The organism is Brevibacterium siliguriense, from assembly GCF_900105315.1.
GTDB classification, from domain to species: domain Bacteria; phylum Actinomycetota; class Actinomycetes; order Actinomycetales; family Brevibacteriaceae; genus Brevibacterium; species Brevibacterium siliguriense.
On sequence record NZ_LT629766.1, the window covers coordinates 2,166,561 to 2,186,605 of the forward strand.

General features: G+C 63.6%; 15 protein-coding genes. 5 read left to right on the plus strand and 10 right to left on the minus strand.

The genetic code is table 11. From position 1 onward, the window contains the following. Positions 1-55: 55 nt before the first annotated feature. The 7 genes from BLU88_RS09585 to BLU88_RS09605 all read right to left on the minus strand — a co-directional run bounded on the left by BLU88_RS09585 (position 56) and on the right by BLU88_RS09605 (position 4,803). Entirely contained in the window at positions 56-760 is a 705-nt protein-coding gene (locus BLU88_RS09585) for an ABC transporter ATP-binding protein (protein ID WP_092012951.1), read from the minus strand. Then, on the minus strand, positions 760-1,533 hold the full coding sequence (locus tag BLU88_RS09590) for an ABC transporter ATP-binding protein (RefSeq protein ID WP_092012954.1): 774 nt from the start codon (positions 1,531-1,533) through the stop codon (positions 760-762). Before BLU88_RS09590 ends, BLU88_RS09585 begins: the two co-directional genes overlap by 1 nt. Beyond that, positions 1,530-1,685: a hypothetical protein gene (locus BLU88_RS18150; RefSeq protein ID WP_157689072.1), complete on the minus strand. Its 156-nt coding sequence runs from the start codon at positions 1,683-1,685 to the stop codon at positions 1,530-1,532. The genes BLU88_RS09590 and BLU88_RS18150 overlap by 4 nt, the downstream gene beginning before the upstream one ends. 18 nt (positions 1,686-1,703) lie before the next feature. Continuing rightward, positions 1,704-2,426, minus strand: coding sequence for a branched-chain amino acid ABC transporter permease (locus BLU88_RS09595; RefSeq protein WP_231939342.1), 723 nt, complete (start codon positions 2,424-2,426; stop codon positions 1,704-1,706). Then, positions 2,351-2,635 carry a hypothetical protein gene (locus BLU88_RS18690; RefSeq protein WP_231939343.1) on the minus strand — a complete coding sequence of 95 codons (285 nt, stop codon included), beginning with the start codon at positions 2,633-2,635 and terminating at the stop codon, positions 2,351-2,353. Before BLU88_RS18690 ends, BLU88_RS09595 begins: the two co-directional genes overlap by 76 nt. Positions 2,636-2,640: 5 nt before the next feature. Continuing rightward, the gene (locus BLU88_RS09600) at positions 2,641-3,528 is read right to left on the minus strand and encodes a branched-chain amino acid ABC transporter permease (RefSeq protein WP_092012957.1); all 888 of its coding nucleotides are present in this window, start codon (positions 3,526-3,528) and stop codon (positions 2,641-2,643) included. Between the two features lie 63 nt (positions 3,529-3,591). After that, positions 3,592-4,803: an ABC transporter substrate-binding protein gene (locus BLU88_RS09605; RefSeq protein ID WP_092012960.1), complete on the minus strand. Its 1,212-nt coding sequence runs from the start codon at positions 4,801-4,803 to the stop codon at positions 3,592-3,594. 449 nt (positions 4,804-5,252) lie between these two features. Here BLU88_RS09605 and BLU88_RS09610 point away from each other — a divergent pair, with 449 nt between their 5' ends. Together BLU88_RS09610 and BLU88_RS09615 are read left to right on the plus strand one after the other, a co-directional pair. Beyond that, the gene (locus BLU88_RS09610) at positions 5,253-5,996 is read left to right on the plus strand and encodes an SDR family oxidoreductase (protein WP_092012963.1); all 744 of its coding nucleotides are present in this window, start codon (positions 5,253-5,255) and stop codon (positions 5,994-5,996) included. A gap of 51 nt (positions 5,997-6,047) precedes the next feature. After that, the gene (locus BLU88_RS09615; RefSeq protein ID WP_092012966.1) at positions 6,048-7,247 is read left to right on the plus strand and encodes an acetyl-CoA C-acyltransferase; all 1,200 of its coding nucleotides are present in this window, start codon (positions 6,048-6,050) and stop codon (positions 7,245-7,247) included. Between the two features lie 132 nt (positions 7,248-7,379). Here the strand turns inward: BLU88_RS09615 and BLU88_RS09620 are convergent, their stop codons facing one another. Further along, positions 7,380-10,010 (minus strand): HNH endonuclease signature motif containing protein, encoded by a 2,631-nt coding sequence (locus tag BLU88_RS09620; protein ID WP_231939344.1) that lies wholly within the window; start codon positions 10,008-10,010, stop codon positions 7,380-7,382. Between the two features lie 610 nt (positions 10,011-10,620). Between BLU88_RS09620 and BLU88_RS09625 the strand changes: the two genes are divergently transcribed. Together BLU88_RS09625 and BLU88_RS09630 are read left to right on the plus strand one after the other, a co-directional pair. Beyond that, a complete protein-coding gene (locus tag BLU88_RS09625; RefSeq protein ID WP_092012972.1) occupies positions 10,621-11,937 on the plus strand; it encodes an MATE family efflux transporter in 1,317 nt (438 codons plus the stop codon). Beyond that, a complete protein-coding gene (locus BLU88_RS09630) occupies positions 11,934-12,785 on the plus strand; it encodes a GNAT family N-acetyltransferase (protein WP_092012975.1) in 852 nt (283 codons plus the stop codon). Before BLU88_RS09625 ends, BLU88_RS09630 begins: the two co-directional genes overlap by 4 nt. Before the next feature lie 95 nt (positions 12,786-12,880). Here BLU88_RS09630 and BLU88_RS18695 read toward each other — a convergent pair whose 3' ends face one another. Next, a complete protein-coding gene (locus BLU88_RS18695) occupies positions 12,881-14,452 on the minus strand; it encodes a M1 family metallopeptidase (RefSeq protein WP_407922827.1) in 1,572 nt (523 codons plus the stop codon). Further along, the gene (locus BLU88_RS09645) at positions 14,337-18,341 is read right to left on the minus strand and encodes a Pls/PosA family non-ribosomal peptide synthetase (RefSeq protein WP_092012978.1); all 4,005 of its coding nucleotides are present in this window, start codon (positions 18,339-18,341) and stop codon (positions 14,337-14,339) included. The genes BLU88_RS18695 and BLU88_RS09645 overlap by 116 nt, the downstream gene beginning before the upstream one ends. A 344-nt stretch (positions 18,342-18,685) precedes the next feature. Here BLU88_RS09645 and BLU88_RS09650 point away from each other — a divergent pair, with 344 nt between their 5' ends. Continuing rightward, a complete protein-coding gene (locus BLU88_RS09650) occupies positions 18,686-19,900 on the plus strand; it encodes a metal-dependent hydrolase family protein (RefSeq protein ID WP_092012981.1) in 1,215 nt (404 codons plus the stop codon). Positions 19,901-20,045 lie beyond the last annotated feature (145 nt).

Below are 20,045 nucleotides of genomic sequence, written 5' to 3' on the forward strand. Positions count from 1 at the left end.
GCCCTCCTGGACGGGAGAGCACCGTGCCTTGTTGGACGGGAGAGCCCCGTGTTCGTCAGAGGCCGAGGTAGGCGGCCTGCACCTCGGGGTTGTTCATCAGCCGGGAAGCATCATCGGCGAGGACGATCCGCCCCTCGGCCAGGACATATCCCCTGTGAGCGATCGCCAGCGATGCCTTCGCATTCTGCTCACTGAGCAGGACGCCGATGCCGTTTCGGTTGATCTGAGCGACCGACTCGAGAACCTGCTCGACGACGATGGGAGCCAAGCCCATCGACGGCTCGTCCAGGATCAGCAGGCTCGGATCGGACATGAGTGCCCTTCCGATCGCAACCATCTGCTGCTGTCCGCCGGACAGAGAGCCTGCCGGCTGTTTGGCCTTCTCCCTGAGGATCGGGAACATCTCGAGGACGTCACTGTAGATCTTCTCGGTTCGAGAACTGTTCCGGTGAGGGTACGACCCCAGTCGCAGGTTCTTCTCCACTGACATCTTGCCGAACAGGTGGCGACCTTCGGGGCAGTGCGCGATACCGGCCCTGACGACGGAATTGGGGCGCGCCCGATGAAGCTGACGCCCCTCATACGTGATGGTTCCGGCACGGACACGCATCAGTCCACTGATGGTTTTGAACAGCGTCGTCTTGCCGGAGCCGTTCGCCCCGAGGACCACGGTGAGCTCTCCGGGCCGCGCAGTGATGCTGACTCCGTGGAGCACATCCGTGGCATCGTATCCGGTGCTGACTTCGTCGAGCGTGAGCATCAGTTCTCCTCCTGTGCTGTCGAACCGAGATACGCGCGGATGACGTCCGGATTCGATTGGATCTCCGCTGGCGAACCGAGCGCCAACTTCTGCCCGTGGTCGAGGACGAGGATCGTGTCCGCGAGACCCATGATCATCGACATCTTGTGTTCGACGAGCAGGACGGAGATCCCTCGCTGCGGCAATGAACGAATGAGATTGCCGAAACCGACGGTTTCCTCTTCGGGGATGCCTCCGGCGGGTTCGTCGAGAAGCAGCAGCTCAGGCTCCGTGGCCAGCGCCATTGCCACCGCAGTGCGCTTCTGGACCTCCTGCGGAACATTGGACGCCAGATCGTGCCGATATTCCGCGACCCCGCAGAATTCAAGCGTTTCCATGGCCTTGTCCTCGTTGATGCGTGATTCACGACGGTGGCGAGGCGTGTGGAAGACCGCGTCGAAGACAGTGGATTTCGAGCGGACGATCCGACCGGCCAGGACGTTCTCCAGCAGGGTGCTGTCGTCGAACAGATTCGTTGTCTGGAATGTGCGGGCAATGCCGCCGGCGACGGTTCGGTGCGGGGACGAATAAGTGATGTCCTGACCCTTGAATCTGATGGCCCCCGCTGTGGGCCGATAGAAACCATGGACAAGGTTGAACAGCGTCGACTTGCCCGCACCATTGGGACCGATGACTGCGGTGATCTGACCTTCTTCCACGTCCAGGCTCACGTCTCTGACCGCATCGAGTCCGCCGAAGCGCTTACCGAGATCGCGGATTTCAAGCAGCGTCATTTCATCTCCTCGGACGAGGTGGTGCCTCCGTGATGGCCGACATCCGACTCGGGACCGCCGGTGGCGTTCCGTTCGCGACGGTCGTCGGACAGTTCCGCCGTCGTCGAGTCCGTCGCACCAGGATTCTCTTCGGATCCGCGAGCTATTTCCACCCTGCGTCGTCGATGGCGTCAGTCGACGAATCCGCCGAGGTATCCGACGATTCCCCGTGGTGCGAATATCACCAGCGCGACGATGATGGGTCCCAGGACGATGAATCGATAGGCCTGGAAGTCCTGGAACAGTTCGAACAGGAATGTCACGATCATGCTGCCGAGCAGAGGACCGGCAACCGTGCCCATCCCTCCGACGAGAATGAACATGAGGAATTCGAAGGTCTTGTCGATCGATGCCGAATCGGGTCCGATGAAACCGACGACTGAAGCATAGAGGCCGCCGCCGACCCCTCCGAAGACAGCCGATGCGGCGAACGCGAGCTGTTTGCTGAAGCCGACGCGCACGCCGATCGCATCCGCCAGGTCTTCACTTGTCCTGATGGTCAGCAGCGTCCGGCCGACACTTGAGCGCCGAATTGCATATGTCGTGTAGACACACACGAGCAGGATTGCGAATACCAGGTAGAACATCGCGACCGGAGATTCGAAGTCGATGAGCTCCCCGCCTTCGGGGAACTTCACGTTGTTGACTCCGGAATGGGCGTGCGTGACGGATTCCCAGCGGCTGATGACGAGGAAGATGATGAAGCCGATGGCCATTGTGAAGATGGCGAAGTACTCATCCTTGGTCCGCAGGGCTATCAGCCCACAGAGGTAGCCGATCACCGCTGTCCCGATGACGGACACGACGAATGCTGCCCAGAAGCTCCAGTCGTGATCGGTGGTGAGCAGCCCCACCCCGTAGGCGCCGATTCCGAGAACCCGCCTTGGGCCAGGTTCAGCTGTCCCGTGAAGCCGAGGATGATGTTGAGGCCGTAGACAGCGATCGCCGCGCACATGCCGACGGTGATCACGCGCATCGCGTAGTTCTCCTGCGAATATGCCAGGGGCGTCAGGCCGAGCAGGATGATGACGGCGATGGTGCCGATGATTCGAGGATTCTTCATTGCGATCATCGCTGCACCGCCTTCGTGAACAGGCCGTTCGGCTTGATGGCCAGTACGGCGACGAGAACGATGAATGCCACGGCCTCTCCGACGGCTGAGGAGATGTAGGTCGCCGTCATGGTCTCTGCGATCGCGAGTGCGAAGCCGCCGACGATGGCGCCCGGAAGCGACCCCAGACCTCCGAGGATGATGATGGCGAACACCTTGAGATTGAGTGCGTCGCTCATCGTCGGAGACAGGAGATTGATCGGCGCGACGAGGCCCGCCGCGATGGTGGCCAGAAGGGCGGACAGCCCGAGCGTCAGCATTGAGACCATGGATGGGTTGATGCCGACGAGTGATGCTCCGATGCGGTCCTGTTCGATCGCTTCGATCGTCTGACCATGGATGGACTGTTTGATGAACATTGCCAGCAGGGCCAAGACGATCACAGCGGTGACGATGTTGACGATCCGCTGCGCAGAGATCTCGGCACCGAGAATGCGCAGTTCGCCGGTGATTGGTGTGTCCATGCGGCGGAAGTCAGCGCCCCAGATTGCCTGGGCCAGTGCTTGGAAGAAGAACATCGCACCGACGGCCGCGATCATGTGGTGAGTATGAGGGGAGTTGCGCAAGGGATGGAATACGAGGCGTTCGAGCCCGACTCCGACGATGAAGAGCATGATCGCCGCGATGCCGATTGCGGCGATATACGGAACGCCGACGGTGGTGAGGAAGAAATAGGTGATGTACGCGCCGAGCATATACAGCGCACCGTGGGCCAGATTGGGAATGCGCAGCACTCCGAAGACCAATGTCAGGCCGATCGCAGCCAGGCAGTAGACGCCGCCGAGTGCGAGGCCGTTGAAGAGCTGTTGGATGAAGAGGGTCGTATCTGTTCGGGTCCTCTGCAGGCATGAGGGCGGCTCGGGTGAGGCACATGGGTGTGCTTCACCTCGGAAAGCCGCTGACGGTGATTACTTGTCGTCGGATACCTGTTCGATGGGCACCTTGGTGTATTTGCCGTCCTCGTCGAGGAAGGTCGCCTCCAGATCGGGATTGAGGAGGTGGCCCTGTTCTGTGATCTCATCGGGGAAGCCGTTGACCTTGTACTTGTCATCGACCTCTGGAAGAGCGTCGCCGATGGCTTCTCGGATCTTCTTGGGGTCATCCGCTGTTCCCGCAGCTTCCATGGCCTTCGCGATGATCGCAATTCCCTGGTAGTTCAGTGCCGTTTCGCTGGTTGGGACCTTCTTCTCTCCGGCCTTCTCGGCAAACTTCTTCAGGAAGTCCTTGGTGCCCGGATCTTCGTACTCGGAGACGGGCAGGACGCCGACCGAGTTCTTGAGATTGTCGAGCTTCGTCACCGTGGCCATTTCATCAAGTTTCGCCTGATCCATGACGAGGAAGCTGCCCTCGAAGCCCTGTTTGCGAGCTTCTTCCATGATCAGGGCGGTCGGCTGGGATGGTCCGCCGACGAAGATCGCGTCGGGCTTCTCTGCCAGCGCCTTGGAGACGGGGCCGGCGAAGTCGGACACGGTGGCGTAGTCGACGCTGTTGTCGCTGCCGATCTTCCCTCCGGCCTCGCTCCACGCATCCTTGATCGACTTGGTCCACTGCTGACCGTACTCGCTCTGAGTTCCGAGCAGAGCGAGCTTCTTGCCTCCATGCTCCATGGCAGTTTCGGAGAACTCCTCGGCGTAGGACTCGAAATTGGGAGGAATCATCATCGTGAGAGGATTGTCCGCCTGCATGATCGCCGGGTCCGAGGTGTACGCGGAGATGAGGAAGTTCGACCGGCCGCTGTTGATCTGCTGAATCGCTTTGATCGCTCCGGCGTTCGGGGAGACGACGACCGGGGCCTTGTCCTGATCGGCCAGCCGTTGAGCATTGCTTGCGGCAGTGGACGGAGCGTATTTGTCGTCGAGGGACTTCAGCTCCAGCGTCACGGGAGTGCCATCGATCTCGACGCCGTCTGCATTGAGGTCGTCGATGGCCATTTCGAGACCGATCTTCACGTTCTCACCGTACGCGGCGCCACCTCCGCTGAGCGGTCCTGTATAGCCGATGATGACCGTGTCACCCTCACCTGAGCCGCCGCCTCCACAGGCTGTGGCGGTCAATGCGATTGCGCCCATAACTGCGGCTGCCGAAAGTCTGCGGCGGCGACTTCGCGAGACAGAGTTCATCTTTTCTCCTTTGAAGAGCTCCTGGAGCGAGCTTGCTCCACACGGTGTCCGAGATGTCGTCAGCGACCTTTCTCGGAGTCGTCGTCAATCCTCATCGGACTTCGACTGATGTGAACACTTCCAAATTGCCCTGGTGAAGTCATTGGTTTTGCGCTAGATTTTTGAACGTTCGATAATCTGCACGGCCGAGCCCTGCTGAGGGGGGGGTAAAAGGCGAGGTTGGGGTGCCTGCGCGTTGAATTCATCAGAATGACTCCATGGCTCCGCAGTGCTCGCTCTGACTCTATGTCTGAAAGGTGAGCAAACATTCGTTCAGTGGCCGAAGTGGTCTACAGTGGCCTTAACTGCGTGGGAGAGCTGGATCACATCAGCCCCGACGCAGGTGCGAACCGCAGTTGACCGCTCGGTTCCCCACGGCAATGACGCATCACATCTTTAGGAGCTTGTTCATGACTCGTACAGCAATCGTCACCGGTGGAGGCCGCGGCATCGGAGCCGCCATCGCCAAGCGACTCGGTTCCGACGGACTCAAGGTCGCCGTTCTCGATATGGGCCCCACCGACGAGACCGTTGCCGCCATCAGGGAAGCCGGTGGCGAAGCGCTCGGACTCGAAGCCGACGTCTCCGACGAGGACTCGGTCAATGCTGCGGTCAAGCAGGTCGCCGAGACACTCGGCTCGCCGACCGTTCTCGTCAACAACGCCGGAATCCTGCGCGACAACCTCCTGTTCAAGATGTCTTACGAGGAGTTCAACAAGGTCCTCTCCGTCCACCTCGGCGGAGCATTCCTCATGGCGCGGGCCGTGCAGTCCTACATGGTCGAAGAGAAATTCGGTCGCATCATCTCGATGTCCTCCACTTCGGCACAGGGCAACCGCGGTCAGACGAACTACTCCGCTGCCAAGGCAGGCATTCAGGGCATCACGAAGACCTGGGCGATTGAGCTTGGCAAGTTCGGCATCACCGCTAACGCCATCGCTCCCGGCTTCATCGAAACCGATATGACCAAGGCGACCGCCGAGCGTGTGGGTATGGACTTCGAGGAATTCGTCGAGGCCTCGGCCAAACAGATTCCCGTTGCCCGATCGGGCAAGCCCGAGGACATCGCCCACACTGCATCGTTCCTCGCCTCCGAAGGCGCCGGATTCGTCTCCGGACAGGTCATCTACGTCGCCGGCGGTCCGAAGGACTGATCGCCACCGTCGTCACGACGAGTCAACGAACATCTTCGAAAGGTGAGACCCATGAGAGAAGCAGTCATTGTGTCGACGGCACGTACGCCGATCGGCAAGGCCTACCGTGGTGCGTTCAACGACACCCAGGCTCAGGAGCTGGCCGGCCATGCGATCAAGCACGCCGTGGAGCGTGCCGGTCTTGAAGGCCGTGAGGTCGATGACGTCGTCTTCGGTGCCGCTCTGCAGCAGGGCAGCCAAGGTACGAATGTCGCTCGCCAGGCGGCACTGCGCGCGGGCCTGCCAGTGACGGTTCCGGGAATGTCGATCGACAGGCAGTGCTCGTCCGGGCTGATGGGCATTGCGACCGCAGCGAAGCAGATCCTCTTCGACGGTCAGGAGATCGTCGTCGGCGGTGGCGTGGAATCGGTGTCGCTGGTCCAGAACGATAAGATGAACACGTTCCGGGCAAAGGATCCGTGGCTCGAAGAGAACGTTCCCGGAATCTATTATCCGATGCTTGCCACCGCCGAGGTCGTTGCCGAGCGCTACAGTGTCAGTCGCGAGGCTCAGGACGAGTACTCTCTGTCGTCGCAGCAGCGCACCGCCGCTGCTCAGGAAGCCGGACGGTTCGATGACGAGATCGTTCCCCTGCCGACGACGAAGGTCGTTGTCGACAAGGAGACGAAGGAGACTTCACGTCAGGACGTGGTCCTCGAGGCTGACGAAGGCAATCGTCCCTCGACGACTCTCGAAAGCCTCGCTGGTCTGAACCCTGTGCTCGAGCCCGGTGCGGCATCGAAGGTTCCGAGCATCACGGCGGGCAACGCTTCTCAGCTCTCCGACGGTGCGTCTGCTTCAGTGGTCATGTCGAGCGATGAAGCCAGCCGTCGCGGACTCGAACCGATGGGCATCTACCGTGGTATGGCCGTGGCCGGCTGTGCACCGGATGAAATGGGCATCGGTCCCGTATTCGCCATTCCGAAGCTGCTGAAGAACCACGGTCTCTCAATCGATGACATCGGACTGTGGGAGCTTAACGAGGCCTTCGCAGTACAGGCACTGTACTGCCGTGACCGCCTCGGCATCGACCCGGAGAAGTACAACGTCGACGGCGGCGGCATCTCCGTCGGACACCCCTATGGAATGACCGGTGCCCGCCTCGTCGGACATGCTCTGATCGAGGGACGTCGCCGTGGTGTGAAGTACGTCGTCGTGACGATGTGCATCGGCGGCGGCCAAGGTGCAGCCGGACTGTTCGAGGTCTGCTGAGGCATTCCGCCAGCAATTCAACAAACGTTGAGGGCCGATGACATTCGGGTCGATTCTGACCGAATGTCGTCGGCCCTTTCTGCATGCTCGAGTGGTGCGGAGGCTGACTTCGTGTGGGGTACCGGACGGCTCTCAGAACGGCGGGGGTTCGCCGGAGTCCCAGAACCAGTCACGCAGCTCGGAGCTGTCCCCGGCCGCGGTCGGGGCGTCAGATGTTGCGTCGGGATTGCCCAGTGCAGGCGTGGGTGTGAATGCACAGAGATCCTCGGCAACGAGCTCTCTCCAGCCGGGAGTTCCGTCGGCCGCAGCTGGTTCTGGGCATTCCCGAGCCTGTTTCCGATCGCCGGGAACAGGGTGTTTCGCAGTTGCACCGTTGTTGTGGGCAGACGTCGTTTCAGAGTCAGATTGACGGACAGAATCAGAGTCACCCTCGACATCAGATTCATGCTCGTTGGGTGGACCGCTCTCGTCGGCAAGTGGATCGTCGGTGCTCGACTGCTTCGGCACGAATGCTCGACCAGCCCGGGAGAGGCCAGCGCCGAACCGTTCGAGGAACAGGCGGGCATGCTCAACGCTGATGGGATTGTCCGGTGAAACGACCTCCGCGGTGACGCCCCTGCGGAAGACGTACTCCAGATGGCCGGGTTCGGTCATCCTCACGTCGAAATTGCCGTTGGTCTTCTGCAAGTGGTGGGCCTTGCAGAGACAATGGAGATTTCCGAAGCGAGTGAGACCACCCTGAGTCGGGTCGGAGTGATTGAACGGATCGATATGGTCGACCTCTGTCACTTCAGCGGGCTGAGTGCATCCCGGGAAGGTACACGTCACGAATTGAGCGACAAGAGTCTTGCGCACGCTGTTGGGAATTGCGTAGGTCATTGCCTTGGCATCGACAGGTGTTCCGGTCGCAGGGTCAGTCAGCAGCCTGGTCCACGTGGTCGAGTAGCCAGCGACACGTCGTGCCATGTCGGCTGGGATCGGTGACCCGTTTGGAAGCATGCCCGCCAGATCGCACACCTCACTTGACGATAGCGGTGCATGGGATGCTGGCGGTTCAGGGGAGAGCGCGGACGGTTGGCGCTTTGGAGATGCGGGCGGTGTGATTGAGTCGAGCGCTTGCGTCGGCCGCTCGGTAGGCCACGCCGAATTTGGGGGATCGGAAGATAGTGGTGGTGGACTCGGAGGATCCGTTGTCGGCGGCGGTGGATCTACAGGCGCGAAGAGTGGTGGCGGATCGTCATCATCCGACTGGAATTGGCTGAGCAGAGTCAGCAAAGGAACGGTGATGAAGGTGCTCGCCTGATTCGCCAGCCAATATTCGTTGGTCGGCATATCGAGGAGGAACTCGAAGCTGATGCGGCGTTCGCCCATATCGAGGATGGGATTGCCGAAGGCATCGACGGCTCTCGATGCTGAAGTTCCGGATCCCTCGACTGCAGTTCCTGTTCCCCCAGCTGCGGGTCGAGCTCCGCTGGCACGCGAGCCGACGAGCGCCGAAAGCGCTTCGGACGTGTCGCGATCCGTGGTGCTGTTGCTGCCGAGGATGGCCTCGAGCAACTGGGATTCGAAGGTGCGATCGGCCGGAGCGGTGTGTGCCTGGCATGAATCGCCTTGCGGCGAGCGGGTTGCACCTTCAGATTCACTATGTTCGACGGAAGCCTGGCGGCTGGTGTCACCGTATGCGGTGGTCCCAGAACCGACTGGTGCAGACTGTGTCTGTCCGGCGCAGCCGTTCTGGTCCAAGTTGTCGAACACCCGCTCGATGTAGTCGAGCAGGGACTCACCCTCGTGCATCGGGGTGCCGTCGGGTCCGGCGAAGAGGCCGTCGAGAGGGAAATCAGTGCTTGTCGACGAGTTGTCGGTGTCGTTCGTGCGGATGATGCGCAGCTTCATCTGCGGACGCGTGCGCGTGAGGATGTCGAACATCAGTGCTGAGATCGAACGCTCCTCATCAAAGCAGTCTCCTGCCTTCAGCTGGTTTGAAAACGCACTCGTATTGTTCTTATGAACTGCCCTGGCAAAAGCGTCGAGCCTTCTGAAACAGGCCTGAAGCTCAGGAGTGGGCCCGGACAGAGTGAGGTACGCGGTTCCGCCATCTCCGGTGCTGAAGTCAACCCGACGACGCAGCGAAACGCTCTTCAGAGTGTCCTCGGCCGGTTGGATCACCGCTATCTTCAGGGCGACCGACCGCTTGAACGTCTCAATCGTGATGTCTGCGCGCCTGTGGGTCAGATAGTCATCTAATTCCGGCAGATGCTCGAAGTGCAGGTCACGACACGCGCGAGTGACATAATCGACGTGCTCGATCGTGAAGTCTCCATCCAGGCATCGCTTGAGGAACTGCGGTAGTCCGTGCACCAGTGTCATCGACGAAGTCATGTGCCTGAGCGAATTGCTCGTCGTCGCGCCCAGAAGACTCGAATAGACACCGGCCTCGGTCGGTTCGATATTGCCGCGCAGCCACGTGAAGAAGGTCAGCTTCGGGTCGTAACCGGGAAAGTCAGGTAGGGAAGTGGGATCGATCAGGAATTGCTCGGCCAATTTCCGCACTCTACGGTGTTGACGGCCGGTGGCACGATTCTTCTTTCGTCCTGTGATTGCGCCGACCTTCGCCCCGATTTCGGATTCGACCTGGGCCACAGCCTGCGTCCACGCCAGAGCTTCTCTGCGGGTCCAGGGTCTGAGCGACGAGAACACGTCGTCGGCAGGAACGTCGACTATGCAGTCGTCACTGTTGATGGCAGCCGCGACTCGCTTGTCCACGGGCAGGCGGTAACGTGCTGCAGTTCTTGTGAAAGACGCGAACTCATAGACCGAGTCGGGCTGACTGCCCGTGAGCCCGAGAGCGTAGGCGACGTCCTGAGCCACGACTTCACCTGTGGCGATGAAAGAATTGATCTGGGCGAGGCTGCTCTGAGCATAGACACCCAGCAGGTCGACGAGCTCATTGTCCTCGGCGATCTCCAAGCGACGTCCGTGGGCTCGGCGGAACCGGGCCAGAGCCCGGTGGTCTGCCTCCGCAGGGGGAGCAGCGGGCAGGCCGAATTCCCGTCCGTCGTTGTCTCCGATGTTCTTCATCGGTCTTTCACCTCTCCACGCCTCTGTGGAAGTTGATCGTCAGGGAAGTCGCCTATCTCAATTATAGAGTCTGCGGATCGAAAAAGACGTCACAATACGATTACAAATAGAAGATAAGTTCGCCTGTATCAACAACGAAGCGATTGTAGCCTGTGTTTTCCAGAACTGCGTTGTTTGTCCTCTGACTCTACAGTTCGGCACTGACACAACATTCCGACCGGATCTGAACCCGCATCCATGCTGCCGGGGTCCCACGAAACGGTCCCCGCAGCCCTGGTTCGATAGAATCGGGGGCGTGGCAGCGATCGACAAAGACATTCTCCGTTTGGCACTCCCCGCGCTCGGAGCCCTGATCGCCGAACCCATTTTTCTGCTCACGGACACGGCCATGGTGGGCCACCTCGGTGCCGGTGCTCTGGGATCGCTGGCGATCGCCTCGACGATCCTGCAGACGGTGCTCGGTCTGATGATCTTCCTCGCCTATGCCACAACTCCGCGCGTGGCGAAACGGATGGGATCGGGAGACCGGCCGGGCGCGATCACGGCCGGATTCGACGGGATCTGGCTGGCGTTGGGCACCTCCATCCTGCTCATCATCATCGGACTGCCCATGCTGAACACGGCGATCGAGGCCTTCGACCCAGATCCGACGATCACCGAGGGCGCACACTCCTATCTGGCGATCTCATGGTGGGGTCTGCCGTTCATGCTCATGGTCATCGCCGCCACCGGACTGCTGCGCGGACTCCAGGACACGAAGACCCCGCTGATTGTCGCGGCAGCCGGCTGCATCGCCAATATCGGCCTCAACGCCCTCTTCATCTACGGCTTCGGCATGGGTGTCGCGGGATCTGCGATGGGCACGGTCATCGCGCAGGCCGGAATGTGCGCTGTCTACCTCACCATCTCCGTCCGCGCCGCCCGCCGCCTCCACGCCAGCATCCGTCCCGACTGGACCGGCGTGTTCACCTCGGCGAAGACCTCCGGGTGGCTGCTCGTGCGCAACGCCTCGCTGCGCGCCGCCCTCATCCTCCTCGTCTTCCTGGCCACGGCGATGGGCACGACGGATCTCGCCGCGATCCAGGTCGCCCAGAGCATCTTCTTCGCTCTGGCGCTCGCCCTCGACTCATTGGCCATCGCGGGCCAGGCGATGATCGGTCTCGAGCTGGGCGCGAAGAACACCGAGGCGGTCGCCGCGATCAACCGCCGCCTGTGCCTGTGGGGGATCGTCTTCGGCATCGTCGTCGGGGTCGTCCTGTTCGCCGGGGCCGGAATCATCCCCCGCGCCTTCGCTTCCGACCCGGACGTGGTGTCGGTGCTGGCCGCACTCCTTCCGGTGCTGGCGCTGAGCATGCCGATCGCAGGCTTTGTCTTCGTCCTCGACGGAGTGCTGATGGGAGCCGAGGACGCGCGGTATCTGGCTCTGGCACAATTGGTCGCTGTGATCGGATACGCGATTCTGCTCATCCCGATCATCAGCATCTGGCCGGGAGCCCCCGGACTCTGGGCTGGCTTCTGCATCGGATTCGTCGGTTTCCGCGCCCTGACCCTGGGGTGGCGAGTACGCAACCGGGCGTGGATCGAACGCGCCGTCGAGAAAGGAATCTCATGAACGCTGCGCACACTGACGCTCATGATTCGCAGAACACCTCCGCCGAGGCGGCCGCCGCCTCCCTGCGCGGACGGATCCGTCCGCTTCCCGCTGAGACCGATGACGAGACCTTCCTGCCGTTCCTCCACCTGTGCTTCAACTGGTCGATGGACAAACCCCGGATCGAACTCGACGATCTCCGCCACCGCAGCGACGCCGTCTTCTACTACCGCGACTGGGGGCGCGACGGTGACATCGCCGTCGCGGCGCACGCCGAAGCCGATGCGCAGTCGCCGATCGTCGGACTAGCCTGGGTGCGCCTGGCCGATATCGAAGATGTCGTCGGGCGAGCCGACGAGCGAGTGGGCGGAGACTTCGCCTCTGCCCTGGACAAGACCGGCACCGAGGTGGTCCGCAGCGAAGTCGTGCCCGGCGGTGACGCGGAGGCCGAGATCGACTCAGAAGCCGACGCGGAGGCCGCGGTCGTCTCAGATGCACCGGCCGTCACCGGCACCGACAAGTCTGCTGAGGCAGCCAAGGCAGCCAGCGCAGCCGCCGAGCCGGAACCCACTGAGCCAGCGGCCGCCGATCTGACGCCGAGCGGCGATCGAGCGCCCTTCACCGGCTACGGCTGGGTCGCAGCCGACATTCCCGAACTCTCGATGGCGGTGCTGCCCGATCACCAGGGGCAGGGAATCGGCGGAGTCCTCCTCGACACGGTCTGTGCGCTGGCCCGCATGAGCGGATTCCCTGCGATCAGTCTGTCTGTCGAAGACGGCAATGGGGCGGCGAAGCTCTACGCTGACCACGGCTTCGTGTCCGTCGGACGCAATGGCACCTCGGACGTGCTCGTCCGCAAGCTCGGCTGAGGCATGGTTGATCTCAGCCGCAGAACGTCAAGCCGTCTCGGCTGAGCCGCACCCCGAACTCTCTCGGCAGAACCGCATCCCGGCCACCCCGGCCACTACGGCAGCTGCGGGAGCTGCGGGAGCTCCAGCTCCTCGAGCCAGGGGCGGACCGCCTCGGCGATGTCGCGCTCTGCCACATCGGAGACACAGCGGATGAACTCCTCTGTGCTCACCGACGAGTGACGGCAGCGCTTCGTCCACTCACCGATAGCCGTGAAGAAGTCCGCATCGCCGAGCTCGAGGCGCAGAGCGTGCAGACACAGGGCGCCGCGCTTGTATACGCGGTCGTCGAACATATCCGGCCCGCCCGGGTCGCCGAGCAGAATGTCCTGGGGCTGAGCGGACAGATCCTCCCACCACTGACGCGCACGCTCATCGGCACTCGCACGCCCGGACTCCTCCGACCACAGCCACTCCGCGTAGCAGGCGAAGCCCTCGTTGAGCCAGATGTCCTTCCACCGCGACGGCGTGAGCGAGTTCCCGAACCACTGGTGAGCCATCTCGTGTGCCATGAGGCGCTCGGCCTCCCACTCGGGCCCCAGATGATTGGGACCGAGCACGGACAGCGGCTGCGACTCGAGCGGGATCTCGAGCACGTCATCGGTCACGACCACGTCGTAGACGTCGAACGGGTAGGGGCCGAAGCATTCGATGAACAGGTTCATCATTCCGTGCTGGACACCGAGGCGTTCGACGGCGACATCCCAATGATCGCCGGCATAGACGCCGAGGGGAACGGGGGACTCGGTGCGGCTGTGCGTCGTGCGTCTGCCCGATGCCTCGTGGACAGACACGTCCGTGCCGGCGGCGCCGGCGACTCCTCGGGCCGCACTCGACAGGGCGTCTCTGGCCGATCCGGCGGCAGCATCCTTCGCCGCGCCGAGCATCGCTGCACCGAACCGCGTCGCCCGGGAACTCAGCGGGATCTGCCCGTATTTGTAGCGCCCGATCTGCACAGTCGCCAGATAGGTCGCCAGGGGAGTCGTCGACTCATAGGTCCAGCGGGTCCGCCCGGCCTTGCGCGTCTTCTTCGTCAGAGACCCGTTGGAGACCACCGTGTACTCGGACTCGACGAGCACGGAGATCCTGTACTGCGCTTTGTTCGAGGGATGGTCATTGCACGGGAACCAGGTCGAAGCACCCACGGGCTGGCCGGCCACGAGCACCCCGTCTTCGAGCTCCTCCCAGCCGATGTCGCCCCAGGTCCCGATCGCCGGTTCCGGGTTGCCCGCGTAGCCGATGTCGATGACCACCGGCTGGTCGCTCTTCAGCGCCGGGGTGGTCAGTCGCAGCTTCTTCCCTCGAGAGGCGAAACGGGCCTTCCTGCCGTTGACGCTGGCCTTGGTCACCCGCAGCCCCGTGAGGTCGAGGACGATCGCAGAGGTGTCCGTGAGCACCCGGCCCTTGAGCACGGCCCTGGCCGAGAGCCGGTTCGGGCCGATCCGGTAGTCGAGGTCGAGATCGTAGTGGTCGATATGAAGGTCCGCGCTGCCGACCCCCTGCGTATAGGTATCAAGCATGTGATCGCCTCGATCGGACTTCGCCGTGGCCGTCTTCCTCGCGGCCGGCGCCGTCGCGGACTTGTCCGTCTCGGCCTTCTTCTTCGAGTGCGGGAAGTTCTGGGGCATCCACCCAGGGTATGACAGGATTGCCGCTGAAGTAGGCATGGGCCGGCACGAACTCGCCGCGCATGACCAGCGACGTCGGTCCCACAGTGGCGTTCTCGCCCAGCGTGGATGCCGGCAGGATGACGCTGTTGGGCCCCAAGGTGGCACCGGAATCGAGCTGAACGGTGTCGAGGCTCATCACCCGATCGTGGAACAGGTGAGTCTGGACCACACAACCGCGGTTGACCGTCGAATTGTCCCCGAGGCGGACGAGGTCGGCCTCCGGAAGCCAGTACGACTCGCACCACACTCCATGGCCGATCTTCGCTCCCATCGCCCGCAGGTACCACACGATCGCTGGCGTGCCCACGGCATTTCGCGCAAACCAGGGTGCGGCCACGAGTTCGACGAAGCAGTCGGCGACCTCATTGCGCCAGATGAATGATGACCACAGGGGATGTTCTCCGGCACGGATGGGACCAGCGAGGATCCATTTCGCGGCCACGGCCAATCCCGCCGCCACGGCACCAGCGGCCATCATCACGATCCCCGAGGTGAGCAGGGCCAGCAGCACCGAGGCGAAGAACGTCGTCGACTGTGCGGCCACTCCGCCCGGCAACCCGAGGAAGAACCAGATGGTGAGGACGACCCCGGTGATGAGCACGCCGCCTGCGATGATCGACGAGATCCGCAGCGTCTCCCAGAAGGCACGGGCGGCCTTGACCGCGAAGGCCGGGGAGTAGGTGAGTGACTCGTCGGATTCCACGGCGGCGCGGCGCAGCTGCACCGGGGGAGAGCCGAGCCACGACGATCCCTTCTTCGCCTTCGCCGGTGCCGCAGAGAGCACTGCGACGAGGGAGTTCTTCGGTACCCTGCGGCCAGGGGAGGCGATTCCCGAGTTGCCGAGAAACGCGCGTTTGCCGACCTTCGCACGACCGGCGCGCATCCAGCCGTGCCCGAGTTCGTAGCTGGCGACCATGGTGTCATCAGCAAGGAAGGCACCGGCCGCGATCGTCGTCATCTTCGGAACGAAGACGACCGTCGAGATCTCTGTACCAGGCCCCACCTTCGCACCCAGGAGGCGCAGCCACCATGGGGTGAGCATCGACGCATAGAGGGGAAACAGGAGATCCCGGGCCATGTCGAGCAGCCGCTCCGTCGCCCATACCCGGTAGCCGCGGGCCGACCGGACGGGGAACTCTCCCTCTTCCATCCCGATCGCCAGAATCCGCACGGACACGAGGACGAGCAGTGCGGTGGTGAGGAACCACAGGCACGCGACCACAGGTGACCACGCCACCATCAGCCAGGAAGACTCGACGACCTCGATCCCGGAGACCCCGAGCATAATCGCCACACCCGGAACCACCGCAAGGTACGGCAGCAGCGCATTGATCTGCGACCCGACGGCATAGAACAGAAAAGGCAGACGACGCCGAGGCGGGGGATCCGGCCAGGACTTCTTCGCCTTCCCGACCCGCACGGCCGGCGACCCCGAATAGATCTGGTTCTTCCGCACCCGACCGGTCACCGCGGATCCGGGTTCGACGAGGGCCCCGACCCCCACCTCGGCGCCGGGCATGAGCGTTGACCGGGCACCGATCGTGGCATTGCGGGCGACATCGATGCGTCCGATGCGCAGCAGATCGCCGTCGACCCACCAGCCCTTGAGATCGACCTCCGGTTCGACCGCCGCACCCTCGCCGAGGGTGAGGAAGCCAGTCACCGGCGGAACCGAGTGCAGATCGGCATCGGACCCGATCCGATTGCCCAGAAGCTTCGCATACCAGGTCACCCAGGGCGCGCTCGCCACCGAGACCGCAGCGGCGAGGTCCGCGATGTGCTCGGCCAGCCACAGCCGCTTGTGCACCCACCCCGAGCGCGGATAGACACCTGGCCGGATTCCGATCATGAGCAGGCGTGCCGCGCCCGCGGAGATGAGCATCCGCCCCCACGCGGTGACGAAGACGAGGAAGAGGACGAGCAGGACCGGCCACGGCGTGAACGGCAGGTCCGCGCCGAGGCCGACACCGATATCGGCCGCGAGCATCGCCAGCACGACCCACCTGATCCCGCCGAGGATGTGCACCGGAATCCCGAGCAGAACCTGGAAGGCTTGCATCCCCCGGGAGGTCCGTGTGATCGTGCGCTTCGGTCCCGACGGTCCGATGCCGGACCCTTCCTCGCCGAGGCAGAGCTTGGCCAGGGCGCCGAAGCGCGGATGCGCGTAGATATCGCCGACGGTGACGCTGGGATGGCGGGTGCGCAGTCGGGACACGAGCTGAGCGGCGCCGAGCGAGCCGCCGCCGGCGGTGAAGAAGTCCGTGTCGCTGCCCGGTCGGGCACCGAGGACCGCGGCCCATTGCCCGGCGACCCACTCCATATCCTCGTCGAAGACCTCATCGGACCCACCCGCCTCGGCCTCGCCGGTCAGCGGCCAGGGCAGGGCGTTGCGGTCAACCTTGCCGGAGGTCTTCGTAGGCAGATCCTCGACGAGGGCCAGACGGGGAACAAGTGCGGCCGGCAGTTCGTCACGCAGGCGAGCCTCCCAGCTGGGAAGGTCGGCCTCGACGGAACCGGCGCCGGGCGCGAGGTAGCCGATGAGGACGTCCGTGCCGGCCGCGGTCTTCTTCACCGCGGCGGCAGCGCCTTCGACACCGGGCAGAGCCTGCAGAGCCGTATCGATCTCGCCGAGTTCGATGCGCCGGCCCCCGAGCTTGATCTGCTCATCGGCACGACCGACGAAGATCAGCCCGGCCGGATCATTGATGACGAGATCGCCGGACCGATACGCCCGGTCCCAGCCGAGGCTCGGCATGGGGGCGAACTTCTCGGCGTCCTTGGCCGCATCGAGATAGCGGGCCAGCCCGACTCCGCCGATGATGAGCTCACCGGTCTCACCCTCGGCGACGGGCACACCCTCGGCATCGACGACGGCCAGAGTCCAACCCTTGAGCGGCAGGCCGATGCGCACCGGCAAGGATCCATCGAGCTTGGCCGCACACGCGACGACGGTCGCCTCGGTGGGGCCGTAGGTGTTCCACACTTCACGGTCGTCGTCGCTGAGCCGACGTCCGAGCTCGGGCGGACACGCTTCACCGCCGAAGATGAGGAGGCGGACATCGTCGAGGCTCTCCGCCGGCCACAGAGCGGCCAAGGTCGGCACGGTCGAGACGACGGTGATCTGCCGCGACGACAGCCACGGCCCCAGATCCATTCCGGACTTCACCAGTGCTCGCGGGGCGGGGACGAGGCACGCACCGTGCCGCCAGGCCAACCACATCTCCTCACAGCTGGCATCGAAGGCCACGGACAGGCCGGCCAGGACGCGGTCGCCGGGACCCAGCGGGTCCTCGGCGCAGAACAGGGCCGCCTCGGCATCGACGAAGGCCGCAGCCGAACGGTGGGTGACGGCCACGCCCTTCGGAGTGCCCGTCGAACCGGAGGTGAAGATCACCCAGCAGTCGTCATCGGGGGTGGGGGAACGCAGCTCAGACCGGCTGCGTGGTCCGCGCTCGGTGCGGGACTCGATGTGTGGTCCGGCGGTGACCACTCCGGTCACGGCCGCCTCGGTGAAAACGGTGCGCGCCCGCTCATCCGGGTCGTCGACGTCGACGGGAACGTAGGCCGCGCCGAGCATGAGAGTCGCGAGGATCGTCAGATACAGGTCCACCGAACCCGAGGGGACACGAATGCCGACCTTGTCACCGGGGCCGATGCCCGCTTCGGCCATCTCCAGTGCGAGATCGCGGATCGCAATGATGAGCTCTGAGTAGCTGAGCACCCGAGTGCCGTCATCGAGGGCAGGCTGATCGGGATTGGCAGCAGCCGACTCGAGGAGGACGTCGATGAGGGTGCGGTCCTCACGGGGCCGTAAGGGGGACGGGAACTGCGGTGCGAATTCTCTCACGGGTCTTCCGGGTCGATCGGGAGCTGACTGATGCCGGGCCGACCGGCATCGCCGGTGACCCTAACCCAGTAAGGTGTCGCGGACGTGAACACAGGTCGGGGCGCGAGAGCGCGTCCGGTCCCGGACAATGATCCTATCGTCACGATGCGAGTGCGATCGGCGTGGCGCGTCAGTTATCGTCACAGCGCAGTCGCCATCGTCGCGGCGAAGCAGCGATCGTCACACTGCGGGCGTCTGTGATCGAAACGAAGTCCTGATCGTCATGACCTGGGTATCCGTGATAGATGTGAGGAGACGGCCGTCCGCGGTCGACCAGCTGATTTTCAACGATGAGGAGCACGCCCATGGTCACAGTTCTCACCCACGCCACCGTCTTCGACGGCACCCGTTTCCTGCCCGGCACCCGGGACGTCGTCATCGACGGAGGACGGATCGCCTCGGTAGCCGAAGGAGGACAGGGATCACATAACGCCGGAGACGACTACATCGACTGCACGGGCATGACGATCATTCCCGGAGTCATCGACTGCCACGTCCACCTCACGAGCTCCGGAGCAGCCGCCGCCTCGAACTTCCACGATCCGTTCTCGCTGCAGTTCTACAACTCGGTGGCGAATATGGAAGCCACCCTCAGAGGCGGAGTCACTACCGTACGGGACGCAGGCGGCACCGACCTCGGGGCGAAGGTGGCCGTGGAGACCGGGGTGGTGCGCGGGCCGCGGATGACGATCGCGGTCAACATCATGTCCCAGACGGGCGGGCACGGAGACTTCCACCTCGTCTCCGGAGCCGACTCACCGTTCCTCGCACCGCATCCGGGCCGGCCGTCGGGAGTCGCCGACGGCCTCGAAGGGGTGCAGAGGAAGACTCGCGAGCTCCTGCGGGCCGGCGCCGACCACATCAAGATCTGCTCGACCGGGGGAGTGCTCTCCCCGCGTGACGACCCGCGCCACTCCCAGTTCACCGAGGCTGAGATCTCCGTCATCGTCGCCGAGGCGGCCGCCCAAGGTGCCGCTGTCATGTCCCATGCCCAGGGGGCGCCGGGCATCAAGAATGCCGTGCGCGCCGGGGTGCGCACGATCGAACACGGAATCTACCTCGACGACGAAGCCATCGACCTCATGCTCGAACACGGAACCTTCCTCGTCCCGACTCTGCAGGCACCCCAGGCCGTCATCAAGGCCGCCGACTCCGGTGCCGGACTGCCCGCCTCCGTCGTGGACAAGGCCCACCGCGTCGTCGCAGCACACCAGGAGTCGATCGCCAGGGCCCACGAAGCCGGAGTCCCGATCGCGCTGGGCACCGATGCCGGAGTCGGCCCACACGGTGAGAACCTCGAGGAGATCAGCCTGCTGGCCGGGGTGGGGCTGTCCACGACGGAAGCGCTCGCCGCCGGGACCTCCGTGGCGGCTCGCCTGCTCGATGACGATCGAGTCGGTCGCCTCGGTGAGGGCGGTCGGGCCGACCTCGTCGTCATCGACGGTGACCTGCGCACTGCCGACGTCCGAGGAATCGAGAACCGGGTCAACGCGGTCTACCTCGACGGTGAGCTCGTCTGAGCGGCTGAGCGGATCGGAACGTCGCCGAGGCGGTGCGCCCGGATCGTACGTCCGCAAGGGCACAGCCGCCTCGGTGGGTGAGATCGGTCTCGACCGATCTTCTGGTGAGGGAAACCTAACCTAATGGGGCTACCATGGGATTGAC